Source organism: Henriciella barbarensis (genome assembly GCF_003576345.1).
Lineage (GTDB): Bacteria > Pseudomonadota > Alphaproteobacteria > Caulobacterales > Hyphomonadaceae > Henriciella > Henriciella barbarensis.
The window spans coordinates 236,950-262,897 of sequence record NZ_QWGB01000004.1; the positions used below are offsets into that span (position 1 = coordinate 236,950).

27 protein-coding genes are annotated in these 25,948 nt (G+C 59.0%); 12 read left to right on the forward strand and 15 right to left on the reverse strand.

Features of this window, described 5'->3' with window-relative positions:
• Window positions 1-3: 3 nt before the first annotated feature.
• Together D1224_RS02375 and D1224_RS02380 are read left to right on the forward strand one after the other, a co-directional pair.
• Window positions 4-369, forward strand: a complete 366-nt coding sequence (locus D1224_RS02375) for an MmcQ/YjbR family DNA-binding protein (RefSeq protein WP_119378331.1) — start codon at window positions 4-6, stop codon at window positions 367-369.
• A gap of 76 nt (window positions 370-445) precedes the next feature.
• Complete coding sequence (locus D1224_RS02380) at window positions 446-1,279, forward strand: aldo/keto reductase (RefSeq protein ID WP_119378332.1); 834 nt, start codon at window positions 446-448, stop codon at window positions 1,277-1,279.
• 13 nt (window positions 1,280-1,292) lie between these two features.
• On the opposite strand, the gene D1224_RS02385 is transcribed toward D1224_RS02380, so the two are convergent.
• Window positions 1,293-3,119, reverse strand: a complete 1,827-nt coding sequence (locus D1224_RS02385) for a patatin-like phospholipase family protein (protein ID WP_119378333.1) — start codon at window positions 3,117-3,119, stop codon at window positions 1,293-1,295.
• Window positions 3,120-3,271: 152 nt separating this feature from the next.
• Between D1224_RS02385 and D1224_RS02390 the strand changes: the two genes are divergently transcribed.
• The 7 genes from D1224_RS02390 (at window position 3,272) to D1224_RS02420 (ending at window position 10,785) form a co-directional block, all read left to right on the forward strand.
• Entirely contained in the window at window positions 3,272-4,879 is a 1,608-nt protein-coding gene (locus tag D1224_RS02390; protein ID WP_119378334.1) for a carboxyl transferase domain-containing protein, read from the forward strand.
• A 171-nt stretch (window positions 4,880-5,050) separates the two neighbouring features.
• Window positions 5,051-5,374 carry an EF-hand domain-containing protein gene (locus D1224_RS02395; RefSeq protein ID WP_119378335.1) on the forward strand — a complete coding sequence of 108 codons (324 nt, stop codon included), beginning with the start codon at window positions 5,051-5,053 and terminating at the stop codon, window positions 5,372-5,374.
• A 109-nt stretch (window positions 5,375-5,483) separates the two neighbouring features.
• On the forward strand, window positions 5,484-6,542 hold the full coding sequence (locus D1224_RS02400; RefSeq protein ID WP_233350362.1) for an acyltransferase family protein: 1,059 nt from the start codon (window positions 5,484-5,486) through the stop codon (window positions 6,540-6,542).
• Between the two features lie 60 nt (window positions 6,543-6,602).
• Window positions 6,603-7,394 (forward strand): enoyl-CoA hydratase-related protein, encoded by a 792-nt coding sequence (locus tag D1224_RS02405; protein ID WP_119378336.1) that lies wholly within the window; start codon window positions 6,603-6,605, stop codon window positions 7,392-7,394.
• A 99-nt stretch (window positions 7,395-7,493) separates the two neighbouring features.
• The gene (locus D1224_RS02410) at window positions 7,494-8,375 is read left to right on the forward strand and encodes a DUF817 domain-containing protein (protein WP_119378337.1); all 882 of its coding nucleotides are present in this window, start codon (window positions 7,494-7,496) and stop codon (window positions 8,373-8,375) included.
• Window positions 8,341-10,278, forward strand: coding sequence for an acetyl/propionyl/methylcrotonyl-CoA carboxylase subunit alpha (locus tag D1224_RS02415; protein WP_119378338.1), 1,938 nt, complete (start codon window positions 8,341-8,343; stop codon window positions 10,276-10,278). The genes D1224_RS02410 and D1224_RS02415 overlap by 35 nt, the downstream gene beginning before the upstream one ends.
• A 102-nt stretch (window positions 10,279-10,380) precedes the next feature.
• A complete protein-coding gene (locus D1224_RS02420) occupies window positions 10,381-10,785 on the forward strand; it encodes a DUF1489 family protein (protein ID WP_233350364.1) in 405 nt (134 codons plus the stop codon).
• A 97-nt stretch (window positions 10,786-10,882) separates the two neighbouring features.
• Here D1224_RS02420 and clpA read toward each other — a convergent pair whose 3' ends face one another.
• The 4 genes from clpA to D1224_RS02440 form a co-directional block, all read right to left on the reverse strand.
• Window positions 10,883-13,204, reverse strand: coding sequence for an ATP-dependent Clp protease ATP-binding subunit ClpA (gene clpA, locus D1224_RS02425; RefSeq protein WP_119378340.1), 2,322 nt, complete (start codon window positions 13,202-13,204; stop codon window positions 10,883-10,885).
• A 6-nt stretch (window positions 13,205-13,210) separates the two neighbouring features.
• Window positions 13,211-13,582, reverse strand: a complete 372-nt coding sequence (clpS, locus tag D1224_RS02430; protein ID WP_119378434.1) for an ATP-dependent Clp protease adapter ClpS — start codon at window positions 13,580-13,582, stop codon at window positions 13,211-13,213.
• A 58-nt stretch (window positions 13,583-13,640) separates the two neighbouring features.
• Entirely contained in the window at window positions 13,641-14,057 is a 417-nt protein-coding gene (locus D1224_RS02435) for a DUF1499 domain-containing protein (RefSeq protein WP_119378341.1), read from the reverse strand.
• 127 nt (window positions 14,058-14,184) lie between these two features.
• A complete protein-coding gene (locus D1224_RS02440; RefSeq protein WP_119378342.1) occupies window positions 14,185-14,598 on the reverse strand; it encodes a phasin family protein in 414 nt (137 codons plus the stop codon).
• A gap of 206 nt (window positions 14,599-14,804) precedes the next feature.
• Here D1224_RS02440 and D1224_RS02445 point away from each other — a divergent pair, with 206 nt between their 5' ends.
• Window positions 14,805-15,785, forward strand: a complete 981-nt coding sequence (locus D1224_RS02445) for a D-alanyl-D-alanine carboxypeptidase family protein (RefSeq protein WP_119378343.1) — start codon at window positions 14,805-14,807, stop codon at window positions 15,783-15,785.
• An 89-nt stretch (window positions 15,786-15,874) separates the two neighbouring features.
• Here the strand turns inward: D1224_RS02445 and D1224_RS02450 are convergent, their stop codons facing one another.
• Both D1224_RS02450 and D1224_RS02455 read right to left on the reverse strand, forming a co-directional pair.
• Complete coding sequence (locus D1224_RS02450; protein ID WP_119378344.1) at window positions 15,875-16,771, reverse strand: division plane positioning ATPase MipZ; 897 nt, start codon at window positions 16,769-16,771, stop codon at window positions 15,875-15,877.
• Window positions 16,772-16,824: 53 nt separating this feature from the next.
• Entirely contained in the window at window positions 16,825-17,238 is a 414-nt protein-coding gene (locus tag D1224_RS02455) for a hypothetical protein (protein WP_119378345.1), read from the reverse strand.
• Between the two features lie 88 nt (window positions 17,239-17,326).
• Here D1224_RS02455 and panC point away from each other — a divergent pair, with 88 nt between their 5' ends.
• Window positions 17,327-18,184: a pantoate--beta-alanine ligase gene (panC, locus tag D1224_RS02460; protein ID WP_119378346.1), complete on the forward strand. Its 858-nt coding sequence runs from the start codon at window positions 17,327-17,329 to the stop codon at window positions 18,182-18,184.
• Here panC and D1224_RS02465 read toward each other — a convergent pair.
• From D1224_RS02465 to cysG, 8 genes are all read right to left on the reverse strand, one after another.
• A complete protein-coding gene (locus D1224_RS02465) occupies window positions 18,152-18,781 on the reverse strand; it encodes a murein L,D-transpeptidase catalytic domain family protein (RefSeq protein WP_119378347.1) in 630 nt (209 codons plus the stop codon). The two genes, panC and D1224_RS02465, sit on opposite strands and share 33 nt — an antisense overlap.
• Before the next feature lie 93 nt (window positions 18,782-18,874).
• Window positions 18,875-19,546, reverse strand: a complete 672-nt coding sequence (locus D1224_RS02470; protein WP_119378348.1) for a GOLPH3/VPS74 family protein — start codon at window positions 19,544-19,546, stop codon at window positions 18,875-18,877.
• A 78-nt stretch (window positions 19,547-19,624) separates the two neighbouring features.
• Window positions 19,625-20,368 carry a phosphoadenylyl-sulfate reductase gene (locus D1224_RS02475; RefSeq protein ID WP_119378349.1) on the reverse strand — a complete coding sequence of 248 codons (744 nt, stop codon included), beginning with the start codon at window positions 20,366-20,368 and terminating at the stop codon, window positions 19,625-19,627.
• A 10-nt stretch (window positions 20,369-20,378) separates the two neighbouring features.
• Window positions 20,379-20,870, reverse strand: coding sequence for a DUF934 domain-containing protein (locus D1224_RS02480; RefSeq protein WP_119378350.1), 492 nt, complete (start codon window positions 20,868-20,870; stop codon window positions 20,379-20,381).
• A 21-nt stretch (window positions 20,871-20,891) separates the two neighbouring features.
• Window positions 20,892-22,550, reverse strand: coding sequence for a nitrite/sulfite reductase (locus D1224_RS02485; RefSeq protein ID WP_119378351.1), 1,659 nt, complete (start codon window positions 22,548-22,550; stop codon window positions 20,892-20,894).
• A complete protein-coding gene (locus D1224_RS02490; protein WP_119378352.1) occupies window positions 22,537-23,154 on the reverse strand; it encodes a glutathione S-transferase family protein in 618 nt (205 codons plus the stop codon). Before D1224_RS02490 ends, D1224_RS02485 begins: the two co-directional genes overlap by 14 nt.
• On the reverse strand, window positions 23,151-23,465 hold the full coding sequence (locus D1224_RS02495) for a DUF2849 domain-containing protein (RefSeq protein WP_119378353.1): 315 nt from the start codon (window positions 23,463-23,465) through the stop codon (window positions 23,151-23,153). Before D1224_RS02495 ends, D1224_RS02490 begins: the two co-directional genes overlap by 4 nt.
• The gene (gene cysG, locus D1224_RS02500; RefSeq protein WP_119378354.1) at window positions 23,462-24,862 is read right to left on the reverse strand and encodes a siroheme synthase CysG; all 1,401 of its coding nucleotides are present in this window, start codon (window positions 24,860-24,862) and stop codon (window positions 23,462-23,464) included. Before cysG ends, D1224_RS02495 begins: the two co-directional genes overlap by 4 nt.
• Window positions 24,863-24,979: 117 nt before the next feature.
• Here cysG and gcvA point away from each other — a divergent pair, with 117 nt between their 5' ends.
• Window positions 24,980-25,915 (forward strand): transcriptional regulator GcvA, encoded by a 936-nt coding sequence (gene gcvA / locus D1224_RS02505; RefSeq protein ID WP_119378355.1) that lies wholly within the window; start codon window positions 24,980-24,982, stop codon window positions 25,913-25,915.
• Window positions 25,916-25,948 lie beyond the last annotated feature (33 nt).

Genomic DNA, 25,948 nt, shown 5'->3' on the forward strand with positions numbered 1-25,948 from the left:
CGGTTGGATATCAAAAACTACAATGCATTCTGCGGTGAGCTCGCTCACACGGCTCATGTGGTGCAGTGGGGTGGCAGTCATGTCTGGAAGGTCGCGGGCAAGGTCTTTGCTATTGCGGGTGAGGACAAGGACGGCAGTTTTCGCTGTAGCTTCAAGGTCTCAGAGCTTGCCTTTGACATATTGAAAGAACAGCCCGGATGCCGGGGTGCCCCTCACCTTGCCTCGCGTGGTATGAAGTGGATCCAGCGTTTCTCAGACGAGGCGGTCGATAATGCGGCTCTCGAAGACTATTTGCGGGAAAGCTATCGGCTGGTTTCGCTAGGTCTTACGAAAAAGCTGCAGCGGGAGCTGGGTCTCAACCAGTCGTGAAGCCTCAGCCGGCGGAACCTGCCCGCTGACGTCCCGTTGCTTTTCAAGCGATTGAAACAGGCACGAAAGGACAGTCATGACTCTGACCACCAAGCATTTTGGCGTTGATATTCCCGCAATCGGGTTCGGAACCTGGAAGCTTAAAGGCGAGACCGCGCAGGAGTGTGTCTCCAAGGCGATCGAGGCAGGCTACCGCATGATCGACACCGCGCAGGCCTACGAGAACGAAAAGGATGTCGGTCGCGGCATCGCAGACGCCCAATTGCCGCGTGAAGACCTCTGGGTGACGACGAAGGTCTGGATGTCCGAATATAAGCACGGCGATCTTCAGAAGTCAGTCGAGAAGAGCGTGAGCAAGCTCGGCACGGACTATGTCGACCTGATCCTGCTTCACTGGCCCAATGACGACGTGCCGCTGGAAGAAAGCCTCGGCGCGCTGAACGAGGTCCGCGACAAGGGGCTGACGAAAAATATCGGCGTGTCGAACTTCACGGTTGATCAGCTTGGGCAGGCGGTAAAGCTATCCAAGGCACCTATCCTGACCAATCAGGTCGAATATCACCCCTTTATCAACCAGACCCCGGTGCTCGAAGCAGCCCATGCCATCGGTACCTCGGTCACTGCCTACTCGCCGCTGGCACAGGGGCAGGTCTTTGACAGCGAAATCCTGAAAGAAATTGGCGAGGCCCACGGCAAGACGCCAGCCCAGGTAGTGATCCGCTGGTTTACCCAACAGCCGGGGGTTATCACCATCCCGCGCTCATCTTCGCCTGAGCATCTTCGCCAGAATAATGATGTTCACGACTTCGAACTGTCAGCCGAAGAGATGGGACAGATCACGGCGCTCAAGGCGAACAATCAGCGGCTGATCAATCCAAGCTGGGCACCCGAATGGGACAAGGCGGCCTAGGTGCCGTTAGCCATCAGACCTGTTTGAGATCGACGCTACGGTGGCTATGGTTCGCGCTGGGCGTTGAGCCGAAACAGAAGTCATGAAGTGAGCCGCTCGCAAATGCCTTGCGGGCGGCTTCGTATCCGGCTTCGACAGCTTCGTCATAAGCTGTCCAGTCACGCAACTCGATATCGCGAAGCTCCGGTACGATCAGCATGTCCGCAAGCTCGCGCCCAGCATTTGGATTGATGTTCAGCGTGGCCGAGCGCATCAGGAGACCTGCAATAGGCGGCGCCGAGGAGAAGCCGTGCCGCCAGACCCATTGAAAGAAGTTCGGCGGATTTACAAAGTCCTCCGCTTTTAACCCTTCTGGCGCACGCGACACATCCGCGCCGATCACCATGCCGCGGTGAAGCTCTCGCATGACATCGGTCGGGAAATTGTTGAGGACAGCGCCATCGACGAGGACTTCGCCATTATGGACCACAGGGGGCAGTATTCCCGGCAGTGAAATCGTGGCGCGGAGGGCCGTGCGAAGCTGGCCTCTTCGGTGAACCCGGTAAGTGCCATCCGTCAGATTTGTCGATACAGCAAAGAACGGGATTTGCAGTTCGTTGATATCGACGTCACCGAAATGTTCTTTGAGGCGCCGATTGACCCGTTTGCCTCTCACCATGGAGATCACAGGCAGATTGTAATCGCCCAGCGGATTGGTTTCGACAAAGGCCTTCCGGATACGCCTGTCGATTTCGTCGTCATCCCAGCCCATCGCGACGCAGGCTCCAACAACGGCACCCATGGAGGCACCACCCGCAAAATCGATCGGAATGCCCGCTTCCCGAATGGCGCGAATGACGCCGATATGGGCATAAGCGCGCGCGCCGCCGCCCGATAGTATGATGCCAGTTGAGCGACCTGCCATGACCCGGGCCAGACGGTCGCAGCTGTCTTTGTCGAGCCCCTTCCAGTGAAACAGTCTCGCCGCGCCAGAAGCTTCCAGCCACTCGGCTGGGTGGGAGGCCTGCCGCTCCGAATTGTGATGTAGGAGAATGATATCAACCAGCTGGAGTGCGCGTGCTGGCGAGTCGTGAGAGGGCATAAGCGGTTTTGATGGTCTGGCATCGGCACGGCCAAAGACCCATACGCGGTCCGCCTGGCGGGTCGAAAGCCGGAACCATGACGAGTCGCCGACCGAAGTCACCAGCATTACGATATCATTGTTGGCTTCCAGCTCATCGAAAAAACCGGTGGGTTTGTCGCGGCCCTCAGTCTCGTCAATGATGCGACACTTCATGTCGAAGCGGGCGAGGGATGCTTCCAGCGCTTCTGCGCGAAGCTTCAGGTCAATCGTCGGGGATGTGGCAACGAGGGCGAAGACTTTTGGGGCGTTACGCTTGTTCGGCTTGCGGCCTTCCCGTAGCCGGGTCAGCATGACCTGGATCAATGAGGTCAGAATATCCGGATCAGCCTTTGTGATCCGCTCGAAACCCTTACGGGAGATTTCAAGGATTTCGGAATCGCGCAAAGCGTAGACGGAGCTGGTGTGCGGGGCGTTATCAGCCAAGCCGTCGCCATCCATATCGGCAGCGCCTTCAAATAGCGCCATCTCACCCACTGGCTCACCGGCGCGGATGTGACCGAGAAAGTCCGAGCGCCCGTCTGGCATCGTCCGGAACGCGCCGAGCGATCCGGACAGGACGAAATAGATCGACTCCGAGATATCGCCGGACTTGAACAGCTCCCACCCTGCAGGCAGGGCGAACCATTTTGCTTCGCGCCCAGCCGCCCTCAGGGCACGTTTTGGGACGTCCCCAAGGAACGGGATCGACTTCAGCGTTGGCGCAATATCGAGACTCATCTGCCGCACAGTGTGTTTCCTGCGAGTGGCTATGAAAAGGCCTCTCTGCGGCACATTATAGGCTTGGATTTATGTCAGTCTGGTTACCGCTGCGGGATGACATTACCCTCAACCGGCGATAGGTCTGCAAGAAACAGTCCCCGGGAGGGCCAATGCCCGTACTGAAATCTACGCTTGACACGTCTGGCGAAAAATTCTCGTCGAACCGGCAGGCCATGGAAGCGCTGCTCGAAGAGCTGAGGCAGAAGAGCGCAAATGCAGCGCTGGGCGGCCCCGAGCGCGCGCGTCTACGCCACACGGAGCGTGGCAAGCTGTTGCCTCGTGAGCGGGTGGAACGCCTTATCGATCCCGGCGCACCCTTCCTTGAGATTGGGGCGCTTGCGGCCAACGGCATGTATGATGACGAGGCGCCCGGCGCTGGCATCATCACAGGTATCGGCCGTGTTGAGGGCCGCGAATGCATGATCGTGTGCAACGATGCGACGGTCAAAGGCGGCGCCTATTTCCCGATGACAGTGAAGAAGCATCTGCGCGCGCAGGAAATTGCGATGCAGAACCATCTTCCCTGCATCTATCTGGTCGATAGCGGCGGCGCGAACCTGCCGCATCAGGCAGAGGTCTTCCCGGACCGCGAGCACTTTGGGCGCATCTTCTTCAATCAGGCGCAGATGAGCGCGAAGGGCATCCCGCAGATCGCGTCGGTCATGGGTTCCTGTACGGCTGGCGGCGCTTATGTGCCTGCCATGTCGGACGAGACCATCATTGTCCGCAAGCAGGGCACGATCTTCCTTGGCGGGCCACCACTTGTAAAAGCCGCAACGGGTGAAGAGATCTCAGCCGAGGATCTTGGCGGCGCGGACGTGCATGCCCGCAAGTCCGGTGTAGCGGATCACTATGCGGCAAGCGATGAGCATGCACTGGCCATCGTCCGCTCAATCGTGCGCACCTTGCACCAGCCTAAGCCAGATACGGTCGGCTTTGCGGACGTTCGGGAGCCACTTTACAATCCGCAAGAGCTTCATGGCCTTGTGCCCCGCGACGTGCGCGAACCCTATGATGCCCGTGAAGTCATTGCCCGCACCGTCGACGGGTCTGAATTTCATGAGTTCAAACAGCTCTACGGCGAGACGCTCGTCTGTGGCTTCGCGCACATCTATGGCATGCCGGTCGCGATCCTCGCCAATAACGGCATCCTGTTTTCTGAAAGCGCGCAGAAGGCGGCGCACTTCATCGAACTGGCGGACCAGCGGCGTACCCCGCTTGTCTTCCTGCAGAATATCACCGGCTTCATGGTGGGCTCCAAGTATGAAGCAGGCGGCATTGCCAAAGATGGCGCCAAAATGGTGACGGCGGTGGCGACAGCCTCGGTTCCGAAATTCACGGTCGTAACGGGCGGCAGCTTCGGCGCGGGTAATTACGGTATGTGTGGCCGAGCCTATAGCCCGCGCTTCATGTTCATGTGGCCCAATGCTCGTATCTCCGTCATGGGCGGCGAACAAGCGGCTTCTGTTCTGGCAACGGTCCGACGCGACGGTATGGAGCGGCGCGGTGAGGAATGGAGCGCGGCAGATGAGGAAGCCTTCAAGACGCCGATCCGCGAGGCGTATGAAGCAGAGGGCAGCCCGTATTACTCGACCGCGCGCCTGTGGGACGACGGCATTATCGACCCTGCCGACACGCGCCGCGTACTAGGCCTGTCACTGGCCGCCGCCTTGAATGCGCCTATGGGTGAACGTGGGTTTGGCGTGTTCCGCATGTAGTCTGCTACCTGTCAGAAGCTTAATAAGCGGGCCTGAGCGCTGATTTATAAGCCATTTATTTGTGGCGCGGTTTTCGCATAGATATCTAACCGCCTTGTAACGCATCCACCCTTACCCTTTGGGCGTCTTCTTTTCGCATCTCAGAATGAGATCGCAAAAAAGGAGAAAGTTATGAAACGCTTTGCAATTGTTTTCGCCGGTGCCGCAGCCGCAGGTGCCCTCGCAGCCTCTGCAGGTGAGATTAGCGCCTTCGGCGACGTCGACACCGACGCCAGCGGAACCATCTCCAAGGAGGAGTTCGTCAGCTGGAAGACCGCTGATGGCGACGTAACCGAGGCAGCGGCCACCGAGAATTTCGTAATGATCGATGCCGACTATGACGGCGAAGTCAGTGAGGCAGAATACGAAGAGGCCAAGGAAGCCTGGGGCGAGAAAGAAGACGCCGCTGACGACATGACGGATGATTCCGCTATGGGCGTGGACACCGACTACTAGGTAGCGACCTGACAATCAGACCAGCGAAGGGGCCTGCATATGCAGGCCCCTTTTGCTTGCGCGCTGCTCCAGACCATGCCACCCGGACATCCTGTTCCTTCAGGCGGAGTTGAGTGCCCTGACTACGAACCGTTTCGACCTTCTACGCCTTGTCTTCGCTGCCGGTGTGACCGTCTTTCACGCTGTGGCGCTGACTGCGATTGCGCCTGATGCACTCCTGGAAACGTCACTTGGTGCGCTCGCTGAATTCTCCATCCAGGGATTTTTTATCGTTTCAGGAGCACTTGTGTTCGGGTCGTTGATGCGCTCGGACTCGCTCGGCGATTACGCAGAGAAACGCGTGCGGCGGCTTTATCCCGCCTATGCCGTCATCATTCTGGTCCCCGCGCTCGTCAGCCTGATAGTCGCAGGTCCCGGCGCCGCGAGTGGAATTCTTCGCTATCTCGGCGCCAATCTTGTCTTCCTGAATTTCCTTGCGCCCGATCTTCCCGGGCTGTTCGACGGCCAGCGCTTCGAAGCGGTGAATGGCGCGCTGTGGACGTTGAAGGTAGAGGTGATGTTCTACCTCGCCCTCCCGTTCATCGCCTGGCTGATGCGCCGGGCCGGTAAAGTGCAATGGGTGGTGCTGGTATGTCTCTATGTTGCGGGTGAAGCGTGGCGTTTCCTGCTTGAGCCCACGCTCGCCGCAGCGGATGCCTCGCCGACACTGCTCGCGCTGGCGCCGGAGCTTGCCCGCCAACTGCCCGGCCAGATGGCATTCTTCGCGAGCGGGATGGGCCTCTGGCTCGTCTGGGAACAGGCGAAGCAAAAGACCGGAAGCCTTGGCCTCATGGGGTTGGCGCTCTTTGGAGTTTCCACGCTGCATCCGGTTCTGGAGCCTCTGCGCCCGGCCGGTCTCGCGGGCCTCATCGCATGGGCAGCCTTCGCGCCGGGCCCGCTTCTCAATGCCGCGCGCTATGGCGATATCAGCTATGGCCTCTACATCACCCACTTCCCGATCCTTCAGGGGCTAATTATGGCCGGTGTCTTCGCGACCGCAGGCCTGTCTGCGGGTTTTGCTATCGCAGCGCTTCTCACGCTGGCCTCGAGCTTCCTGCTCTGGTGGTTCGTCGAGAAACCGGCCCTGCGCCGCGACAGTCATTACAGGCAGGCTGCAAAGGACGGCTAACGCCCATTCCAAAACGGCTCTGTCAGGCCTAACCTCATTTTTAGATCACAGGAGAAATTCATGGCCTACGAGACCATTTCCCTCGATGCGACCCCGGGCGGTATCGCCGTCATCACGCTGAACCGGCCCGAAAAGCACAATGCCTTCAACGCCATCGTCATCGAAGAGCTGACTGACGCGATTGAGACGCTAACCGAGCAGACGACCATCCGCATGGTCATTCTGCGCGGCAACGGGCCGAGCTTTTCGGCTGGGGCAGACCTTGAATGGATGAAGGCGGCCGCCAGCTATTCACGCCATGAGAACGAGGAAGACGCCTTCAAGCTCGCGGAGATGCTCCGCAAGCTTGCAGCCCTGCCGCAGATGACGGTGGCACTGGTCCACGGCGCGGTCATGGGCGGCGGCGCAGGCCTTGTGGCCGCTTGCGATATCGCTGTCGCCATGAAGGACACCAAGTTCCGCTTTTCAGAGGTACGTCTCGGCCTGACCCCGGCGACGATCAGCCCGTTCGTCATTTCGGCTATCGGCCCGCGCTGGGCCAAAGCCCTCTTCGTGTCGGCTGAAAGCTTTGATGCCGCCTTCGCCGAGCGTATTGGCCTCGTCCAGTATGTGGTCGAAACGAATGAAGGTCTCCTGGAGATGGAAGAATACCTTGCCGATCTCGCGAGCAAGGCCGCGCCCGGCGCGATCCATGACAGCAAGCGGCTGGTGCACGACTTTGCCGGGGTTGCCATCGATCAGTCACTCAGCCACGAAACGGCCAAGCGTATCGCGGCGCGCCGCGTCAGCGATGAGGGCAAGGAAGGGCTCAGCGCCTTCCTTGAAAAGCGCAAACCCGGCTGGGCGGAGTAGGCAGGCCCGACGGCAGGTCTCGAATTTGCCGTTCAGTTTGCGGCAAATCGCCTTTGACCTGCCTTCCAGTTGCCCGGTTCAACAGTGAAAGCACCTGTCATGTGGACATGGACGCAATGGCAGGACTGGCTTTCGAACCAGCGTGAAGCCATCAGACAGCGGCTCGTGCGCGGGCCAGTCGGGGCGGCGTTCTTCGAGTTCCTGAGCTTCGGCATCAAGCAGGGCTGGGCCTGTGTCTTTGGCGGCCTGCTGCTCGCGCTGATCCTGCTGACCCACCTGTTCTATCCTGAAGGCGCTCCGCTTAGCCGCTATGATTTTCTGGTCGTCGCCGCCGTACTCATTCAGGTTGCGCTGATCGCGACAGGGCTTGAGAGCTTGGAAGAAGCGAAGGTGATCCTCGCTTTCCATATCGTTGGCACGGCAATGGAAGTGTTCAAGACAGGTGCCGGCAGCTGGATCTATCCCGAAGAAAGCTTCCTGCGGATTGGTGGCGTGCCACTTTTCTCTGGTTTCATGTATGCGGCGGTCGGCAGCTACCTTGCGCGCGTCTGGCGTATCTTCGACTTCCGCTTCGACCGGTTTCCGCCGTTGTGGCTACAGGGTCTGTTGGCAATGGCTATCTATGTGAACTTCTTTGCCCATCACTACACGATCGATATTCGCAACGTGCTGTTCGTTGCGACCGTTCTGATCTACGGTCCATGCGTAGTCTGGTTCAGGGCTGACCGGGACCATCGGCCGATGCCGCTCGCCATAGGTTTTGGCCTGGTTGCACTTTTTATCTGGTTTGCCGAAAATATTGGAACACTCGCGCGGGCCTGGACCTATCCGGGGCAAGAGTCAGCCTGGAAACTTGTTTCCCCGGCAAAATTCGGCTCTTGGTATCTGCTGATGATCATAAGTTTCGTGCTGGTGGCCCTGATCCACCGGCACCGGGAAGGACAAGATGCTGAAAAGCCTGCTGATCGCGAACCGGGGTGAAATTGCCTGCCGGATAATCGAGACCTGTAAACGTCTCGGTGTACGCACGATTGCTGTCTATTCCGATGCTGATGTCTATGCTCGCCATGTCGCGCTGGCTGACGAGGCGGTGCACATTGGTGCGGCTCAGGCGAGTGAAAGCTATCTTCAGGGTGCACGCATCATAGAGGCTGCGAAAGCGGCTGGCGCAGAGGCGATCCACCCTGGTTATGGCTTTCTGTCTGAGAATGCAGACTTTGCCGACGCGGTCGCGAAGGCGGGCCTGATCTGGGTCGGACCGACAGCCACCACGATCCGGTCCATGGGGCTCAAGGATGAGGCCAAGCGTATCGCAGAAGAGGCTGGCGTTCCCGTGCTGCCGGGCTACCGCGGCGAAGCGCAGGATGCTGCCACGCTGGAAGGCGAAGCCGAGCGCATCGGTTATCCACTCCTGATCAAGGCTGTCGCTGGCGGCGGCGGGCGCGGCATCCGGCTGGTCGCGAAAAGGCAAGACCTCGCTGGCGAGCTTGAAAGCGCCGTGCGTGAGGCGAAATCCTCATTCGGCGATGGCCGCGTCATGCTAGAAAAGCTGGTCGAGCAACCGCGCCATATCGAGGTGCAGGTCTTCGGCGATAGTCACGGCGACGCTGTCCATCTTTATGAGCGCGATTGCTCCCTGCAGCGCCGCCGTCAGAAAGTTGTCGAAGAAGCGCCTGCTCCCGGCATGCCAGAGGATGTTCGTGCCGCCATGACGGGCGCGGCAGTCGATCTCGCCAGGGCGGTCGGCTATCAGGGTGCAGGGACGGTGGAGTTCATCGTCGATGGCACACGTCCGCTTGCAAAAGATACGTTCTTCTTCCTTGAGATGAACACGCGCCTTCAGGTCGAGCACCCTGTGACCGAGCTGATCACCGGCACTGACCTCGTCGAGTGGCAGCTGCGTGTTGCGTCCGGGGAGAAACTGCCGCTGAAACAGGGCGATATCCCGCTAAACGGACATGCGATCGAGGCACGTATTTGCGCCGAAGACCCCAGCGATGACTTCAGGCCGGGGGCAGGGCGGCTCTACGCTTTCAATCTCGGAAATGTTGAGCGCCTGTCCGAGAGCAGCGCTGGGGCATCAGCAGATGCGCTGGATGGTGACCTCACGCTCTACAGGCTCGATAGCGGCTTTGGCGCAGGCGACACCGTGCCTGCGGTCTACGATTCCATGATTGCGAAGGCGATCGTGAAAAGCTGGGACCGCGAGAGTGCAATCGATGCCCTGTCTGAAAGCCTGGGCGAAAGCATAATCGCGGGCATTCCGAGCAATGTCGGTTTCCTGAAGCGCTGCCTTGATCACCCGGTCTTTCGAGATGGCGAGCATCACGTGAACTGGATCGCAGAAGAGATCGATGCGCTCACACAGGCCAAGACTGACATCCGTGAGGCGGCAGGCCGCCTGGTCGCTCATGCGCTACTGACAGACACCGGAGACAGTCCGTACGACCACAAGGATGGCTGGCGTTTGAACGCTCCAGCTCGCTGCTCCATCCGTCTCAAGCTGGATGGAGAGATCGCGGACATCTCGCTCGATGGCAGTGAGGGCATGGATATCATGCCAGCCATCTCCATCACCGATCACAGCTTCGCGGTCGCCGTTGATGGCGACACGGTCCTCGTCGACATTCCGGACTATGAAGCCGAAGCCGAAGCGATTGCTGGCGGCGACAAGGTTTCTGCGCCGATGCCCGGCAAGGTCATCGATCTTCGGGTCCAGCCAGGCGACGAGGTCACCAAGGACCAGACGCTGGCCGTGATGGAAGCCATGAAGATGGAGCACAGCCTGAAAGCACCGCGCGACGGTGTGGTGAAGGCCGTCGGCGCCAGCATCGGTGAGCAGGTTGCGGAAGGCGTCATGCTGGTCGAGCTGGAAGAGGTCTAGGCGCCGCGATCTTCGAACAGGTTCACTTTTCGCACAGGAAACGACAGGCGGGGCCTGGCCTCTGGTGCGCGCGGCATTAAATTTGGCCTTGTGAGCCTGAACATGGTTAAACTCTGCGTAGGTGCCGAAGAAATTGGCGACCTTGAGGTGTGGCAGAAGCGCCTGATGCGGTCTTACCCCCAGCCAGTCCATCATACGCGCATGGTGCCCAAGCAGGTCGACCAGCTACTTGATGGCGGCTCGATCTACTGGGTGATCAAGGGCCTGATACAGGTTCGCCAGAAGATTACGGATATTCGCGTCATGGCAGACCGGAATGGCCGAAAGGCCTGTGAACTGGTGCTGGACCCCGAGATCGTTCTTGTGGAGCCGACCCCGAAACGCCCCTTCCAGGGCTGGCGCTATCTGAAGCCCAACGAGGCGCCTGCCGATATCAAGCGCGATGGCAAGGCACAAGAGATCCCCCCATCGCTACACGCCAAGCTGAAGGAAGCCATGGTCTGGTAACCTGAGCGCGTTCGAACAGCCGGGCTCCACCAGCGCCAAAGAAAAAGCCCCCGCCACATGGGCGAGGGCTTCATCTCTGCGAGATGTCTGTCAGGCCTTAATCGACCTGTTCGGGTTTGCCCGATTTCTTGTTTTTCGACTTCTTTGCCTTGTCCTCAATATATTCGAAGGCAAGCTTATCGTCGTCATCCTCATCAACAGTGATCTTCACCGCGCCGCCCTTGGCAAGCTTGCCGAAGAGGAGCTCCTCGGCCATCGGTTTCTTCACATGCTCCTGGATCGTGCGGGCGAGAGGACGAGCACCAAACTCCTCGTCGAAGCCGCGTACCGCAAGCCAGTCACGGGCGTCTTCAGAAAGCTCAATCGTCACATTGCGGTCGGCAAGCTGCACTTCAAGCTGAAGCACGAACTTCTCGACTACCCGCTCAATGATTTCCTGCGTGAGGCCACCGAAGACGATGGTTGCGTCGAGGCGGTTGCGGAATTCCGGCGTGAAGAGACGTTTCAGTGCTTCTTCCTGCTCGTCTTCCTTCTTGCCCCGGCCAAAGCCGATGGAATTCTTCGCCGCGTCAGACGCACCGGCATTGGTGGTCATGATCAAAATGACATTGCGGAAATCGACCTTGCGGCCATTCGCGTCGGTAAGGGAGCCATTGTCCATTACTTGAAGCAGGATGTTGAACAGGTCCTGATGGGCCTTCTCGATCTCGTCGAGCAACAACACACAATGCGGATGTTGCATGACACCGTCGGTCAGCAGACCGCCCTGATCAAAGCCAACATAGCCCGGAGGCGCGCCGATGAGACGGGACACGGTGTGGCGTTCCATATACTCCGACATGTCGAAGCGCAGCAGTTCCACGCCCATGATGGACGATAGTTGGCGGGCAACTTCAGTTTTGCCGACACCGGTCGGGCCGGTGAACAGATAGGAACCGATTGGCTTGTTCGGCTCACGCAGACCGGCGCGCGACAGCTTGATCGCCGATGAGAGCGCTTCGATCGCCTGATCCTGACCATAGACGACACGCTTGAGGTCCGGCTGCAGGTTCTTGAGGGCGACTGCATCGTCCTTTGTGACCTGCTTGGGGGGAATGCGGGCGATCTTCGCGATCACCGCTTCGATCTCCTTGGTTCCGATCTGCTTGCGGCGACGGTTCTCTGGCACCAGCCACTGTGTCGCGCCGGCTTCATCGATCACGTCAATCGCCTTGTCCGGCAACATGCGGTCGGTGATGTAGCGATCAGATAGCTCGACAGCCGTCTTGATTGCGTCATTCGTGTAGCGAATACCGTGGAAATCCTCAAAGGTTGGCTTCAGGCCGGTAAGGATCTTGATTGCATCCGGAACGGACGGCTCGACCACATCAATCTTGCGGAAACGGCGGGCGAGGGCGCGGTCCTTCTCGAAGTGCTGCTTGTACTCCTTGAAAGTGGTCGACCCCATGCAGCGGACTTCGCCGCTCTGAAGCGCAGGCTTCAGCAGGTTGGAGGCATCCATTGCGCCGCCCGATGTGGCACCAGCGCCGATAACGGTATGGATTTCGTCGATGAACAGGATGCCTTTTTCCTGTTCGCTGATTTCCTTCATCACCGCTTTCAGGCGCTCCTCGAAGTCACCGCGATAGCGGGTGCCAGCCAGAAGGGCGCCCATGTCGAGCGACCAGATCACCGCATCGTCGAGAATCTCCGGCACCTCGCCGTCAACGATCTTCTTGGCGAGGCCTTCGGCGATGGCGGTCTTGCCGACGCCGGGGTCACCAACCAACACAGGATTGTTCTTCGAGCGGCGGCAAAGCACCTCAATACAACGTTCGATCTCGAAGTCGCGGCCGATAAGCGGATCGACCTTGCCCTGCTTGGCCTTCTCATTGAGGTTCACGCAGTAAGCTTCCAGCGCTTCCTTGGCCGGGCCGGGCTTTTGCTGATGTTCGGTTTCCTCAGAGCCGCGCGGGGTCGTCGAACGCGACATCCCCGGCGACTTCGCAAGACCGTGCGAAACAAAATTCACCGCGTCGTAGCGCGTCATGTCCTGCTCCTGCAGGAAGTAGGCAGCATGACTTTCGCGCTCGGAAAAGATGGAGATGAGGACGTTCGCGCCAGACACCTCGTCACGCCCCGAGCTTTCGACGTGCAGGATCGCACGTTGTACAACGCGCTGGAAAGCAGCTGTCGGCTGCACCGATGTCGTCGGGCTGTCGGTGATCAGGCTTGAGAGCTCATCATCGATATATTGTGCGAGCGACTGGCGCAGATGTGGGATGTCGACCTTGCAGGCCGTCATCACTTCCACTGCGTCGGTATCTTCAGTCAGCGCCAGAAGCAGATGTTCAAGTGTCGAATATTCGTGCGAACGCTCGCCTGCGAGGTTCAGCGCTTTTTCCAGGGCGGTTTCTAGACTGTCGGTCAGTGAGGGCATCTGGCTTTAATCCTCTTTTTCCATCGTGCATTGCAGAGGATGTTCGTTGCGCCGCGCCAAGTCCATGACCTGGGCAACCTTGGTTTCGGCGACCTCAAAAGTGTAGACGCCGCAAACCCCCACACCTTTCTGGTGTACATGCAGCATAATCCGAGTCGCCTGTTCCGGGCTCTTGTTGAAGAACTGCTCCAGGATGAAGACGACAAACTCCATGGGCGTGTAGTCGTCATTCAGAAGCAGTACCCGGTACATGCTTGGTTTCTTCGTTTTTACCCGCGTCTCGGTGACAACGCCGGTTCCATCGCTGTCATCGGTCCGGTCGGGCCCTGTCGGGTCTTCCGGATCGGCGAGCTTGGGTCTGTAGTCTGTTACGGCCATGATCATGACATAGGTTGGCTTTCTGACAATTTCAGCCTGATACGTTCTGCTCTACTGATCAAGCTGTAGCTGCCGCATTTCCTTTCAACTCAGAAAGCAGCGTTTGGACGCGCTTCTGGTTGGCCTTGAAATCGTACTTTCCAAGGCGAGATCGAGAGTACACAGCGATTTCAGCGGTTTGTGCGCCGTCTTTCGCGGATACGACCCGGATCGAGACATCATCCTTGAACTTCAGCAGCTTTGTCGCGGCCACAATTTCCAACTGCATTTCGCTGTCGTCATGTGCTGCAATCGTCCAGCGATCCTTACCTGCCGCCAGCATCTTGAGGCGCTGGTAGAGTGCTTCGGCTGGTTCGCCATATACAGGAGAAGTCTCGTCCGGGTGCGCCGTAGACATCATTCCGGCTGGCAGGACTAGATACGTGTTCGGCGTGTCCGGCCGCTTCAGCGTTTCGAATGCAACAAGTTTGGTCATAATCTGGATATAAGTTCCGCACTGCGCCGGTGCACGGGACAAGTTGCAGCGGCCCAAACGAAAAAGGCCAGCTGCGGGGGCAGCTGGCCTTCGAATTCATTGATTGCCCGTTTGACAGGCAGACGCTTTAGGAAGCTTTCGCTTTGGAAGCTGCCTGCTTGGTCTCGGTCGTGGCGGTCTGCATGTATCCAGCGAAAGGCTGGAAGCAGTCTTTCATCGCGGAGCTGTAGATGTCTGCCAGTTCGCTGAGGCCATCGAGATGGGCTTTGACTGCGGTGCGCATGTAGGTGGACTGGATTTCCAGTGCCTCTTCCATCGAAGACACGCCGGCCAGCGTTTTGCTGGTTTCAACGGTCATGCTGACGCGATCCTGAGCCTGACGCATTACAGCGGCGCTGGCGTCTTGAAAGCTTTTCACGGAAGCTTTCGCGCTCTCCGTGCCTGCGGACATCGCGTCCTTGCCCATGTCGCCAAACGGGAAGGCCTTGACGAAAGTCTGCGGATCGAACGTGCCAAATGAGTAGGTGTCGGTTTTAGCCATGAAGAAATCTCCTTCTATGCCATCCTATATATGACACCCGCTTCGCACTTGCAACATGTTTTTGTGCGGTGCACAAAATTACGCCTGGTACGGGAATTGCAAGTTAACAGATCGCGTCATGCGGTTAACTGCTGGATAACTGATTTCTATCATTCTAGGATTTCCTCGAATTGAACGGGGACTGCATCAATTCACGGAGGGAACATATGAAGCTCGGTTTCATTGGACGACTTGCGCGTGTCACACTCGGGGTGCTCGCATTGAGTTTGATGCCTGCCCAGTTCGCGCAGGCAGAAAAGTACGCGTCCATCGTTGTCGATGCTGATACCCACGAAGTGCTGCATGCACGCAATGCCGATGCGTTGCGCTACCCCGCTTCGCTGACCAAGGCGATGACGCTTTATATGGTGTTTGATGCGTTGAAGTCCGGTGAGATTACGCTGTCCGAACAATTGCCAGTATCTCGTGCAGCGGCGTCGCAGCCACCGTCAAATTTGCGCCTGCGTGCAGGCTCTACCATTACGGTGCGTGATGCCATCCGCGCGCTTGTGACGAAGTCGGCCAATGACGTGGCGGTCGTGATCGCCGAACGCCTCGGCTCATCTGAATCGCGTTTTGCCACCTTAATGACCGCCAAGGCGCGGTCGTTCGGCATGACCCGTACGACCTTCCGCAACGCTTCAGGCCTGCCGGATGCTACTCAGATGTCGACGGCGCGCGACATGGCCATCCTCGCCGAACGCCTGCTTGAGGATCATTCCGGCTACTATCACTATTTTTCCACGGACAGTTTCCAGTGGGGCTCCCAGAAGTTTCCGAACCACAATGCGCTGCTTCGCTCGGTCGAGGGTGTTGATGGTATCAAGACGGGTTATACGCGCGCGTCAGGCTTCAACCTCATGTCATCCGCGCGCCGCGATGGACGCCGTGTCATCGCGATCATGTTCGGCGGATCCTCCTCGCTGTCGCGCAATCAGCACGTCTCTGATCTGATCGAGGCTGCCTTCAGCACCTTTGAGACACCGCGCCTGCCCGATACGGCTCTCGCAAGCTACACCATCAATAACATTCAGCGCCCGGGCAACATCAATGCCGCTGCCATGCCGATGCTGAACGGTGAGATTTTCACGCCAGGCCGTATCGGTGAAGGCGATGAGAGCACTCCACTTCGGGTCGCGCCGCGCTAGACGGGGCGTAATCTTAGCTTTGTAGAGTTCAGTAAAAAGCCCCGGCCGATTGCTTCGGTCGGGGCTTTGTTTTACCAGGTGCTGTCGGCTCAGATCACAAGGTCCGCGTCCGCGAGCTCAGGCAGCTTCAGCATGAGGACAAGTTCGCGAAGCTCCTGACGAGCGGCGACATGGCTCATCGTGAAAGCGAAGTTCGATCCTTTTTCGGTGAGATCGAGCAGGGTGAGGCCGGCGGGAAAGAGCTCGCGGTAGATGACCCGCTCGGACAGGCCCGGCGCAATCCGGAAACCGACACGCTTGGACAGGTTGTCCATGGCCTCGCCAACCTTCTGCTTGTTGCGCGCCTCCAGCGGAGATGTGCGGTTGCGCATCACGATCCAGTCGAGCGGCCGCTTTCTTTGCTGGGCGCGGGTCTTGCGGCAGGACCAGACCATCTCTGAATAGAAGCTCGGGCGCAGCACCTGAAGAGTCTGCGGGTTCACATCGCCCAGGAGGTCGAAGTCCACGAAACTGTCATTCAGCGGTGTGATCAGCGTCTCCGCTTTTTCATGGGCAAGGCGGGACAGGAAAGTGTCGCTGCCGGGCGCATCAATGATGATGACGTCGCAAACTGTGGAAAGACGCTTGATGGCGGCTTCCAGACGGTTTGCCTCCTCGGCCTCCGCCTCGTCCAGGCTTCGCAGCGCACTTGCGTCCACGCGGATCATGTCAGGCATGGGAAGCCTGGAACTGGTAGTCTCTATCCAGCGGTAGCGGTTTTCGAGATAGCGCGTGAAGGAACGCTGGCGCACATCGAGATCGATAGCGCCAACTCTTTTGCCCTGGCGCAACAGCGCAATACAAAGGTGCATCGCAACCGTGGACTTGCCTGCGCCGCCCTTCTCATTGCCGATCGTGATGATCCGGCAGGGCCGGGCAGCCGCGTCATTCTCGCGCGTGCCATCTTCATGCGCGGATCCAAATGATCCGAAACCATCAGCAGCCATTACAGCCCCTTCCAGATTGCCCCAAATTTTTCGGTCGCCAGTTTCGCAGCCGGTCAGGCCGGCGCGAGTCCGGCAGATCGGTCAAATAGCAGATTGTCCAGCCAGCTCGGCTCACTGCGTTCCGGACGGTAGGCGGCCGGACGATCAAACAATTCATCATCGAACATCACATCGTCCTCAAGACCACAATGATCGGAGAATTCGACCCGGTAGTGCGATGGGCGCACTTCGATGATGGGCGCGGCGTTTGCGATGTCGACGAGACAGTTACGCAGCCTGCAGAGCGATGCGGTCAAGCGGGAGAACACATCGGTGTTTCCAACAACCGGGCGTTCGTCCTCGAACAGCCAGTCATCGTGACCGTGACTTGTGTTCGTGGATGGCCTGCGCTCGCCAAGATCGACCAGCGGTTTTTTTGATTTGAACGGCAGGGCCGCGCGGGCCAGAAACGTTTGCAAGAGAGACATGTCGGACTTTCTCATAAATGAACAAATCGGCCTAATTGGTTAATACCTCGTTGAGGAAACCAGAATTCGGGAACTTCTCCAAGTGAGCATGCAGCAGGCAAAGATTGTCAGGACTCGCGCGGATTTGCAGCGCGAAATTTCAGCGGTCCACAGGTCAGGACAGCGTGTGGGTTTCGTCCCGACGATGGGCGCCCTGCACGACGGTCACATCTCGCTGGTGACGAAAGCCAGGGAGAAAGCCGACTTCGTCGTGGCGAGCATTTTCGTCAATCCTACCCAGTTCGCGCCCGGTGAAGACCTCGACCGATATCCCCGCAATGAAGAGGGCGATGTCGCGCGTCTGAGCGCGGCCGGCTGCAATCTGGTCTATTGCCCAAGCGTTCAGGAGATGTACCCCGAAGGCTCTCTCACCAATGTCCGCGTCGAGGAGATGTCAGACCTTCTCGATGGGATCTACCGCCCGCACTTCTTCTATGGTGTCGCGACGGTGGTGGCGCGGCTCTTCATCCATGTGACCCCTGATGTCGCCGTTTTTGGCGAGAAAGATTATCAGCAGCTTCAGATCATCAAGCGAATGGTTCGCGATCTTGGCTTCCCGATCAAGATTATTGGCGGAACGACCTGGCGCGACGAGGATGGTCTCGCTCAGTCCTCGCGTAACGCCTATCTCAGCGAAGAAGAACGCCGGCGTGCCAATGCGATCTTTTCGGCGCTGCACCGGGCCGCCTGCCGCATCCGTATCGGGTGTCCTGTTGAAGACGCCATGAAAGAAGCCCGCGGCACCATTCTGGCGGCGGGCTTCTCAAAGCTCGATTATGTCAGTGCTGTCGATCCGGTTGCGCTTCAGGATCTTCCCGACGGGCCTATCGAGGCCGGGCAGGACTGCCGCCTCCTCGCGGCCGCGTGGATGGGCTCAACCCGCCTGATTGACAATCTGGGCGTATAGCTTGGCGTCTAGCTCTGGGCCGCGGGTATAGATCAGCGTGCCCTCTGCGATGCGTGGGATCATCTCTTCTGCCACAGCGCGCTCAAGCGCAGGGCAGCCCCAGCTGCGGCCAATTTTCTTGCCGCCACCATAAACATAGTCGGCACCGTGGATCACGATCGCGCGGTCACGGGCGAGGGAATTGACTTCGTCCAGACCATCGAGACGCAGCGAAAGACCGTGCTTGCCGTAATAGGTCTCTGCCGTGACGAAGGTGCCGAGCGACGTCATTCTCGATCCGGAAATGTTCGAGAACGTGTCGGCGATGCCGTCATGATCACCGTCAGAGCCCTGTCCGTGAGACACGAGATACTCATCCGTAGTCATCGATTCCATATCGATAAGGAAGAAGCGCGGCTCGCTGGAATGACGGCGATAGTCGATGACGACCATATACCGGTCATTCTTCACCGCATTGGCATGCACGGCACGCGCAGCCATGGCTTCTGACCAGAGCTCAGGGCCCATGGCATCGGTAGGCGCTTTGGCGAACGCAGCGGTCCCTACAAGAGTAGCGGCTGCGAGCGATAACGAGAAGAAACGGATAAGTGCTTTCATGGTTCCCAAAGTGCCAGAAGAATTTGGCAGAAGTTTGAAGGGCGCCACAAAAGGTTCCACGCGAACTGCAATAATTGCAGCAGGCGCCGGGTCTCAGTTCACAGATGCGCTGCTGGCTGAAGCTGCCGCTATCGAAGCCATCAACGCGACCTGAACCGCCTCAATAGCCTGGATGGTCGCTTTGGTAGAGGCCATGCCGCCTTTACTAATTTCGCGGATGCGACCTTTGTGGGCTTTCAGCATCTCTTTCGGGAAATTCTTTTTCAGCAGGCCGGTTTTGTCGCCAAGTGCGATGATCACACAGTCTTCGGCTTCAGGAGACTGATCTTCAAACATTACAGCTCCGAGATGACGAACCAGGCTCGCTTCAGCCTCTGGCGCTGCCTCAGGATACCGCGTCCAGTTGAAGAACAGGAAGGATTGTGGGTCGGCGCGCAACATACCCTTGTCGACAAGCGCCTGCGCCTGCTTGCTGAACAGCTTCGACTTGTTGGCGAGTTTGCTAACGGCCGACTTAACGGACCGGCCATCTCCGCGCTTTGCCAGCGTCTCAAGGCAAAAATCGAGGAAGACATCCCCTGTGGGCGAGACATCGGTGACCGAGAGCTTCTTCTTCTTCGCCGTGTCGAGGGCCACCCGCTCACGCAGAATGAGTTCTGCTATAGCGCTGCCAGCCAGGCCATATTCGACAAACTGCCCGCTTTTCTCGCCCGTCTCATTCTTGAGCGAGAGCAGGACCAGTCCCTCAGCAATCGTCAACGTCATTCTTCTTCTTTTCCTATGATCTTTCAATCATACACATAAGAAGGTAATTATCGATTTTCAATAATAATTCAGCGCGAACTAGAAGACGCGTGGACGCTCTGACTTGTCGACGTGAAGGCCGCATTCGGTTTTCGCCATACCAGCCCAGCGTCCAGACCGGATATCAGACGGGTCTTCTGCAGGACGCGTGCAAGGCCAGCAGCCGATGGACGGATAGCCTTGATCGACCAGTGGGTGCTTTGGCAGGTTGCGGTGAACGAAGAAGCGATCAACGTCCTCCTGCGTCCAGCTTGCAAGCGGGTTTACCTTGTAGCGGCCATTCGCGTGCTCAAACACAGGCAGGCTCATGCGGGCGCCGCCATGAAAGCGTTTGCGGCCGGTTATCCAGGCATCAAAACCTTCCAGCGCAGGCTCAAGCGGGCGCACCTTGCGAAGGGCGCAGCAAGCATCCGGGTCCGACTGCCAGAGACGATCCTTCGGATCGATAATCTTGCGTTCGGTCTCGTTCGGCTTGATCTCTTGAACATTGGTCAGGCCAAGCTGGTCAATCAGCGAGTCCTTGTAATCCAGCGTCTGCGGGAAGTGCAGGCCGGTCTCGAGGAAGACGACCGGAAAATCCGGATCGACATCCGCGATCAGCGCCAGCATCACAGCGCTCTCTGCACCGAAACTCGACACATAGGTCAGCTTGCCCGACCACTCGCGCACCAGCGAGGCGCGCAGGATGGTCGTTGCGGACGCGTGACGCAGCTCACCATTGAGGCGGGCGAGCCGCTCCTCAACGGGCTGTCTCAGACGTGTCTGATAATCGGCATATGGCATATAAGCGCCTTTAATCCTTTCCGTGCCGGCGGCGGAAAACGGGGACACGTTCATCCGCTGCTGGCTGATAGACCGCTGAATACTCTTCCAGCGCGTCTAGAACGGAAGGTAGTTCGGCCCTCTCGGTCTCAAAAGCATCGAAGCCTGAACGGTTCATATAGAGAATCTGATCTCGCAGAACGTGTCCGACGGCACGAAGCTCTCCCTCATAGCCGAGGCGGCGGCGCAAAAGCTGTGCCTGCGAATAGCCGCGTCCGTCTGTATATTTGGGAAAATCGATCTCGATAAGCGCGAGGCGATCCAGGAACTCTTCAAGCTCATGTGGATCGTCGGCGGGCTCAAGTCGCACGCCGATCTCAGTATTTCTGGCTAGAAGCATCTCCGTCTCGCTGCGCAGGCGAGCGAGGGAAACCGTGATACATCCGCCGGGCGAAAGGGCCGCTTCGTCAGGCACATAGGCCCAGATATCGTCGACTTCGCGGCGGTCCTTGATAAGTGGCATGTAAGTCTCGTCCTCGTCTCTCTACGCGTCAGCGTAGATGGCGTCCTTGAAAGGCTGCATGCCTTCGCGCTCGAAAGTTTCGATGAAGGTCTCTTCCTTGCTGGTGCGAAGTTCGCGGTAGCGATCGACCAGCCGCTTCAATGCCACGGGAACATCATCTGCCTTGAGGCCCGGCCCGGCCATCTGGCCTATGGCTGCCTTCTCGTCGGCGCGCCCGCCCAGCGTGATCTGGTAGTATTCCTCACCTTTCCGGTCGACGCCCAGAATGCCGACATGGCCGACATGGTGGTGACCGCAGGCATTGATGCAGCCGGAAATATTGATGTGGAACTTGCCGATATCGGCCTGGTCGTCCGGGTCGCTGAACGCTTCCTGGATCGCCATACCGACCGGGATGGAGCGCGCATTGGCGAGGTTGCAGTAATCAAGCCCCGGGCAGACGATCATGTCCGAGATGAGGCCTTCGTTCGGGGTGGCAAGGCCTGCTGCGTCCAGCTTGCGATAGAGCTCATAGACGTCATCCAGTGCGACATGGGGCAGGACGACATTCTGCGCATGGCTGACGCGGATGTCGTCATGGCCATAGGCTTCGGCCAGATCGGCCATCACATCCATCTGGTCATCGGTCGCGTCACCAGCGGCAACGCCCATCGGCTTCAGGCTGACCGTTACAGTCGTGTAGCCCTCCACCTTGTGAGGGTGCAGGTTTACCCGCGTCCAGCGCGCAAAGGCGGCGTCGGCAGTCTTCGCCTTCTCGAAGCTGTCGGAGCTTGCCGGCTTGGCCGCCAGCTCCGGCGGTTCGAAATAGGCGTGGATACGCTCGATCTCTTCCGGGGGCAGGGCGATTTTCTCGGCATCCCGCTGCGCGGCGAACTCATCCTCGACCAGCTTGCGGAATTCCTCTTCGCCGGTTTCGGAGACGAGGATCTTGATCCGCGCCTTGTACTTGTTATCGCGGCGGCCAAAGCGGTTATAGACCCGCATGATCGCTTCCAGATAATCGAGCAGCTCGCCTTCGGGCACAAAGTCAGAGACCTTCGCGGCGATGTGCGGCGTGCGTCCCTGGCCGCCGCCAACATGCACCTCGAAGCCGACCTCACCGTCCTTTCGGCGCATGTTCAGCCCGATATCGTGCACCTTGATCGCTGCGCGGTCATGTTCGGCTGCCGTCACGGCGATCTTGAACTTGCGGGGCAGGAAGGCGAATTCCGGATGGAAGGTCGACCATTGGCGAATGATCTCGCACCACGGCCGCGGGTCCATCACTTCATCCTTGGTCGCGCCAGCATAATGGTCGCTTGTCACGTTGCGGATACAGTTACCTGAGGTCTGGATGGCATGCATCTCGACCTCGGCGAGGTCAGCCAGCACATCGGGAATATCCTTCAGCGCCACCCAGTTGAACTGGATGTTCTGGCGCGTCGTGAAATGGCCATAGCCGCGGTCATACTTGCGCGCGATCTCGGCCAGCGCCCGCATCTGGCGCGGGCTGAGCTGGCCATAGGGAATGGCGATCCGCAGCATATAGGCGTGCAGCTGAAGATAGACGCCATTCTGCAAACGCAGCGGCTTGAACTCATCTTCCTTCAATTCGCCAGAAAGGCGGCGGGCCACTTGTCCGCGAAACTGCTCGACCCGTTCCTTCACGATCCGGGTGTCGAATTCATCATACCTGTACATCGGTAACCTCATGTAGATGGGGAAGGCCGAGCTCGCGCTCGCAGCGCGCAATCCAGCCGTGGACGGCTGGAAACTCGGACACGTCAAACCCGCCCTCATGGGCGAGGCGGGTGTAGGCAAGAAGAGAAATGTCGGCCAGCGTCATGGCCTCGCCGCCAGCGATCCAGTCATTGCCAAGCAGGGCGAGTTCCATCCGGCCAAGTGCGCGGCGGCCCTTTGCCATCAGGTGCGGGTCGATCTCGTCGTCATTTTTCTTCAGATAAAGCTTCTGGAAGCGGCGCACCGCGATCGCTGTCTCGTGGGAATACTGTTCCCAGAACATCCATTCCAGAACCTTTGCGCGCTCAAAAGCCTCTTCAGGTATAAGGTCGCTTCCCTCCGCCAGATAGGTGATGATCGCGTTCGACTGGGCGAGCGTGCGTCCATCATCAAACGCAACGACCGGGACCTGTCCGAACGGATTGATCGTCAGGAAGCTGTCGGTGTTCGTTTCACCCTTCAGAATGTCGATTTCGACCCAGTCATGGTCGATGCTGAGACGCTCTGCGACCCACTTCACTTTCAGGCAGTTGCCCGAAATGCTGTCGCCATAGATGCGAATCATTTCGGGGCTTTCTGGAACTCAGGATGCACCGTCGGTCCGTTCGCTCGAATTTGCTCGCGCAGCGTTTCTCGGCCGTCGACGGCGCCGTCTTCCGTGACCTGCATGAAATACGGGTCAGTGACCGTGCCTTCCTGTGCTTCTGCATCTTTCAGGCGGGCCTCGGCCTCATCGCCAGTGAAGACGCCGATGCGCTGCGGGTTGTCAGACCAGCTGCCATCGCCTGCCATCCAGACGACTTTACCGGTCAGGGTGTCCCAGGCAGTCACCGCCTTGGGCTGGTCAGGTTTCAGTTTCGGGCGGACCGAAGTCATGCCAGCGCCTCCGTTATGAGTTTGTTCTGGGCTTCAGTGGGAAGACCGGCAACCTCGCCGATGATCAAGAGCGCCGGGCCCTTGATGCCGTGTGTTTCGATGATCCGGGGCAGAGCCTCAAGAGAGCCAAAGCCACGCGTCTCGTTTTCGCGCGTACCATTCTCGATGACGGCCACCGGGGTGTCACCCGAAAGGCCGGCTTCCTGCAGCTTTTCCGAGATGATCGCTGATGTGCCAACACCCATGAAGACGACGACGGTCTGGTTTGGCTTGGCAAGGCCCTGCCAGTCGAGATCGGGGACGCCACCCTTGCGCGCATGACCTGTGACGAAAGTCAGTGTCTGGGCATGATCGCGATGTGTCAGCGGTAGATTGGCGTTCGCGGCGCACCCTAGCGCCGACGATATGCCCGGCACCACGGTCGCTTCGATGCCCGCTTCGCGCAGCGCTTCCACTTCTTCGCCGCCGCGTCCGAAAATGAACGGATCGCCGCCCTTCAGGCGCACCACGCGTTTGCCCTCGCGGGCTGCCGCAATCATCAGTTCGTGGATGCCGTCCTGAGGGACCAGGTGCTCGCCCTTGGATTTGCCGACCGGGACGCGCTCTGCGTCGCGGCGAACCATGTCCATGATCTCGTCGGAAACCAGCTTGTCGTGAAACACGATGTCGGCCTGCTGGATCAGGCGGAAGGCTTTCAGGGTCAGAAGCTCCGGGTCACCCGGGCCTGCGCCAACAATGTGGACCGGGCCCGGTTCATTAGAGGCCTCTTCATGCGAGAAACGGCGGAGGGCGATGTCCATCAGCTTCTCGGCGCGTTCATCATCGCCGCCATAGACCGCTTCAGCCACAGGCCCGCGCAGCACGTGTTCCCAGAAGTGACGGCGCGAGGTCTCCGAACTGATTGCGTCTTTCACCGCCGGGCGCCAGCGCTCGGCCAGCTCGGCAAGCGTGCCGATCCGCTCTGGCAGAAGTGTTTCCAGTTTGGCGCGCACGTCCTTTGCGATGACCGGGGCCGCGCCGCCGGTCGCGAAGGCCGCGACGACCTGACCGCGATCGAGAATACTTGGAACGGTGAAGTCGCAAAGCTCCTTGCGGTCCACCACGTTCACCGGCACGCCGAAAGCACGGACGAGTTCGTAGGCCCATTGCAGCTCTGTCTCGTCCTCAGAGGCGATAATGGCAAAGCGCGATGTGTCCAGCGCCTGTCCAGCCTGTTCCGGTTCGACGTGAGCAATCTGCTCAACCCCTTCGGCCCAGTCGGGCATGTGACGGTTGACCAGCGCGATCCGCGCCGGGGTTTTGGCGACGAGGCGCGCCTTGCGCTGTGCATTCACGCCGTCGCCGAAAATGACGACATGAGCGCCATCCATCTGGAAGAAGGCTGGGAAGAGTTGCATCGTGACTCGCATTGTCGGGGCGTTACTGGGACTTACCGGAAAATGAGGCTTGTGACCCGCCTCCGGCAAGCGTAGACCCCTGATCCCATCGTTTAGATAAACTATGCGAGCATTTCCATGGCCGACTCGAATGATCGTCTGCCCCCGCTGAATGCGCTACGCGCCTTTGAAGCGGCTGCACGCCGTCTGTCATTCAGCAAGGCGGCCGAAGAGCTTAATGTGACGCCGGGTGCCATTTCCCAGCATATCCGCCAGCTGGAGGAATATGCCGGCACACCGCTTTTCAAGCGGACCGGACGTAGTGTGCTTCTGACCGACGCCGCGCAGGCAAGCCTGCCACTGGTGCGCGAAGCCTTCTCACGTATCACAGAAGCGGGCCGCATCATGCAGCAGCCTGCACGCAAGGGCCGGGTCATGGTCTCTTGCGCGCCGAGCTTCGCCGCCAAATGGCTGGCGCCGCGCCTGGACCGGTTTCACATTTCCAATCCGGGCATCGAGGCCTGGATTTCGGCGGATATGTCTATCACCGACTTCACCACCGCAGACGCTGACTTCTCGGTCCGCTATGGGCAGGGAAGCTATGATGGCCTCAAGTCAGAGAAGCTGATGGACGAGACCGTGCTACCTGTCTGCTCGCCGCGCCTTCTGGAAGGCTCCGACGCGATCAGGAAGCCCGAGGACCTCGCCAAGCATACGCTGATCCATGATGAAAGCACGGAGCAGGACCCGTCCTGCCCGGACTGGACAAGCTGGCTAGCGGCGCGCGGCATCGCGGACAAGGTGAACGGCCAGCGCGGCCCGCGTTTCAACCAGTCTTCAATGGCCATTGAGGCAGCAGCGTCCGGGCGCGGCGTCGTCCTCGCCAAGCGCGCCATCGCCTCATCGGACATGGCAGCAGGCCGTCTTGTCGCGCCGTTTGCGGATGGGTCGACCAGTATCGATTTCGGCTACTGGATTGTCTGGCCCAAGGGGCGCCATCAGTCAGACGATGTCCGCGCCTTTATCAAGTGGATCAAGGCCGAAGCCGCTGCAGGCGAAATCCACGGCGTCTGACGCCAAACCTTCCGCCACAAAGAAATGCGCCGC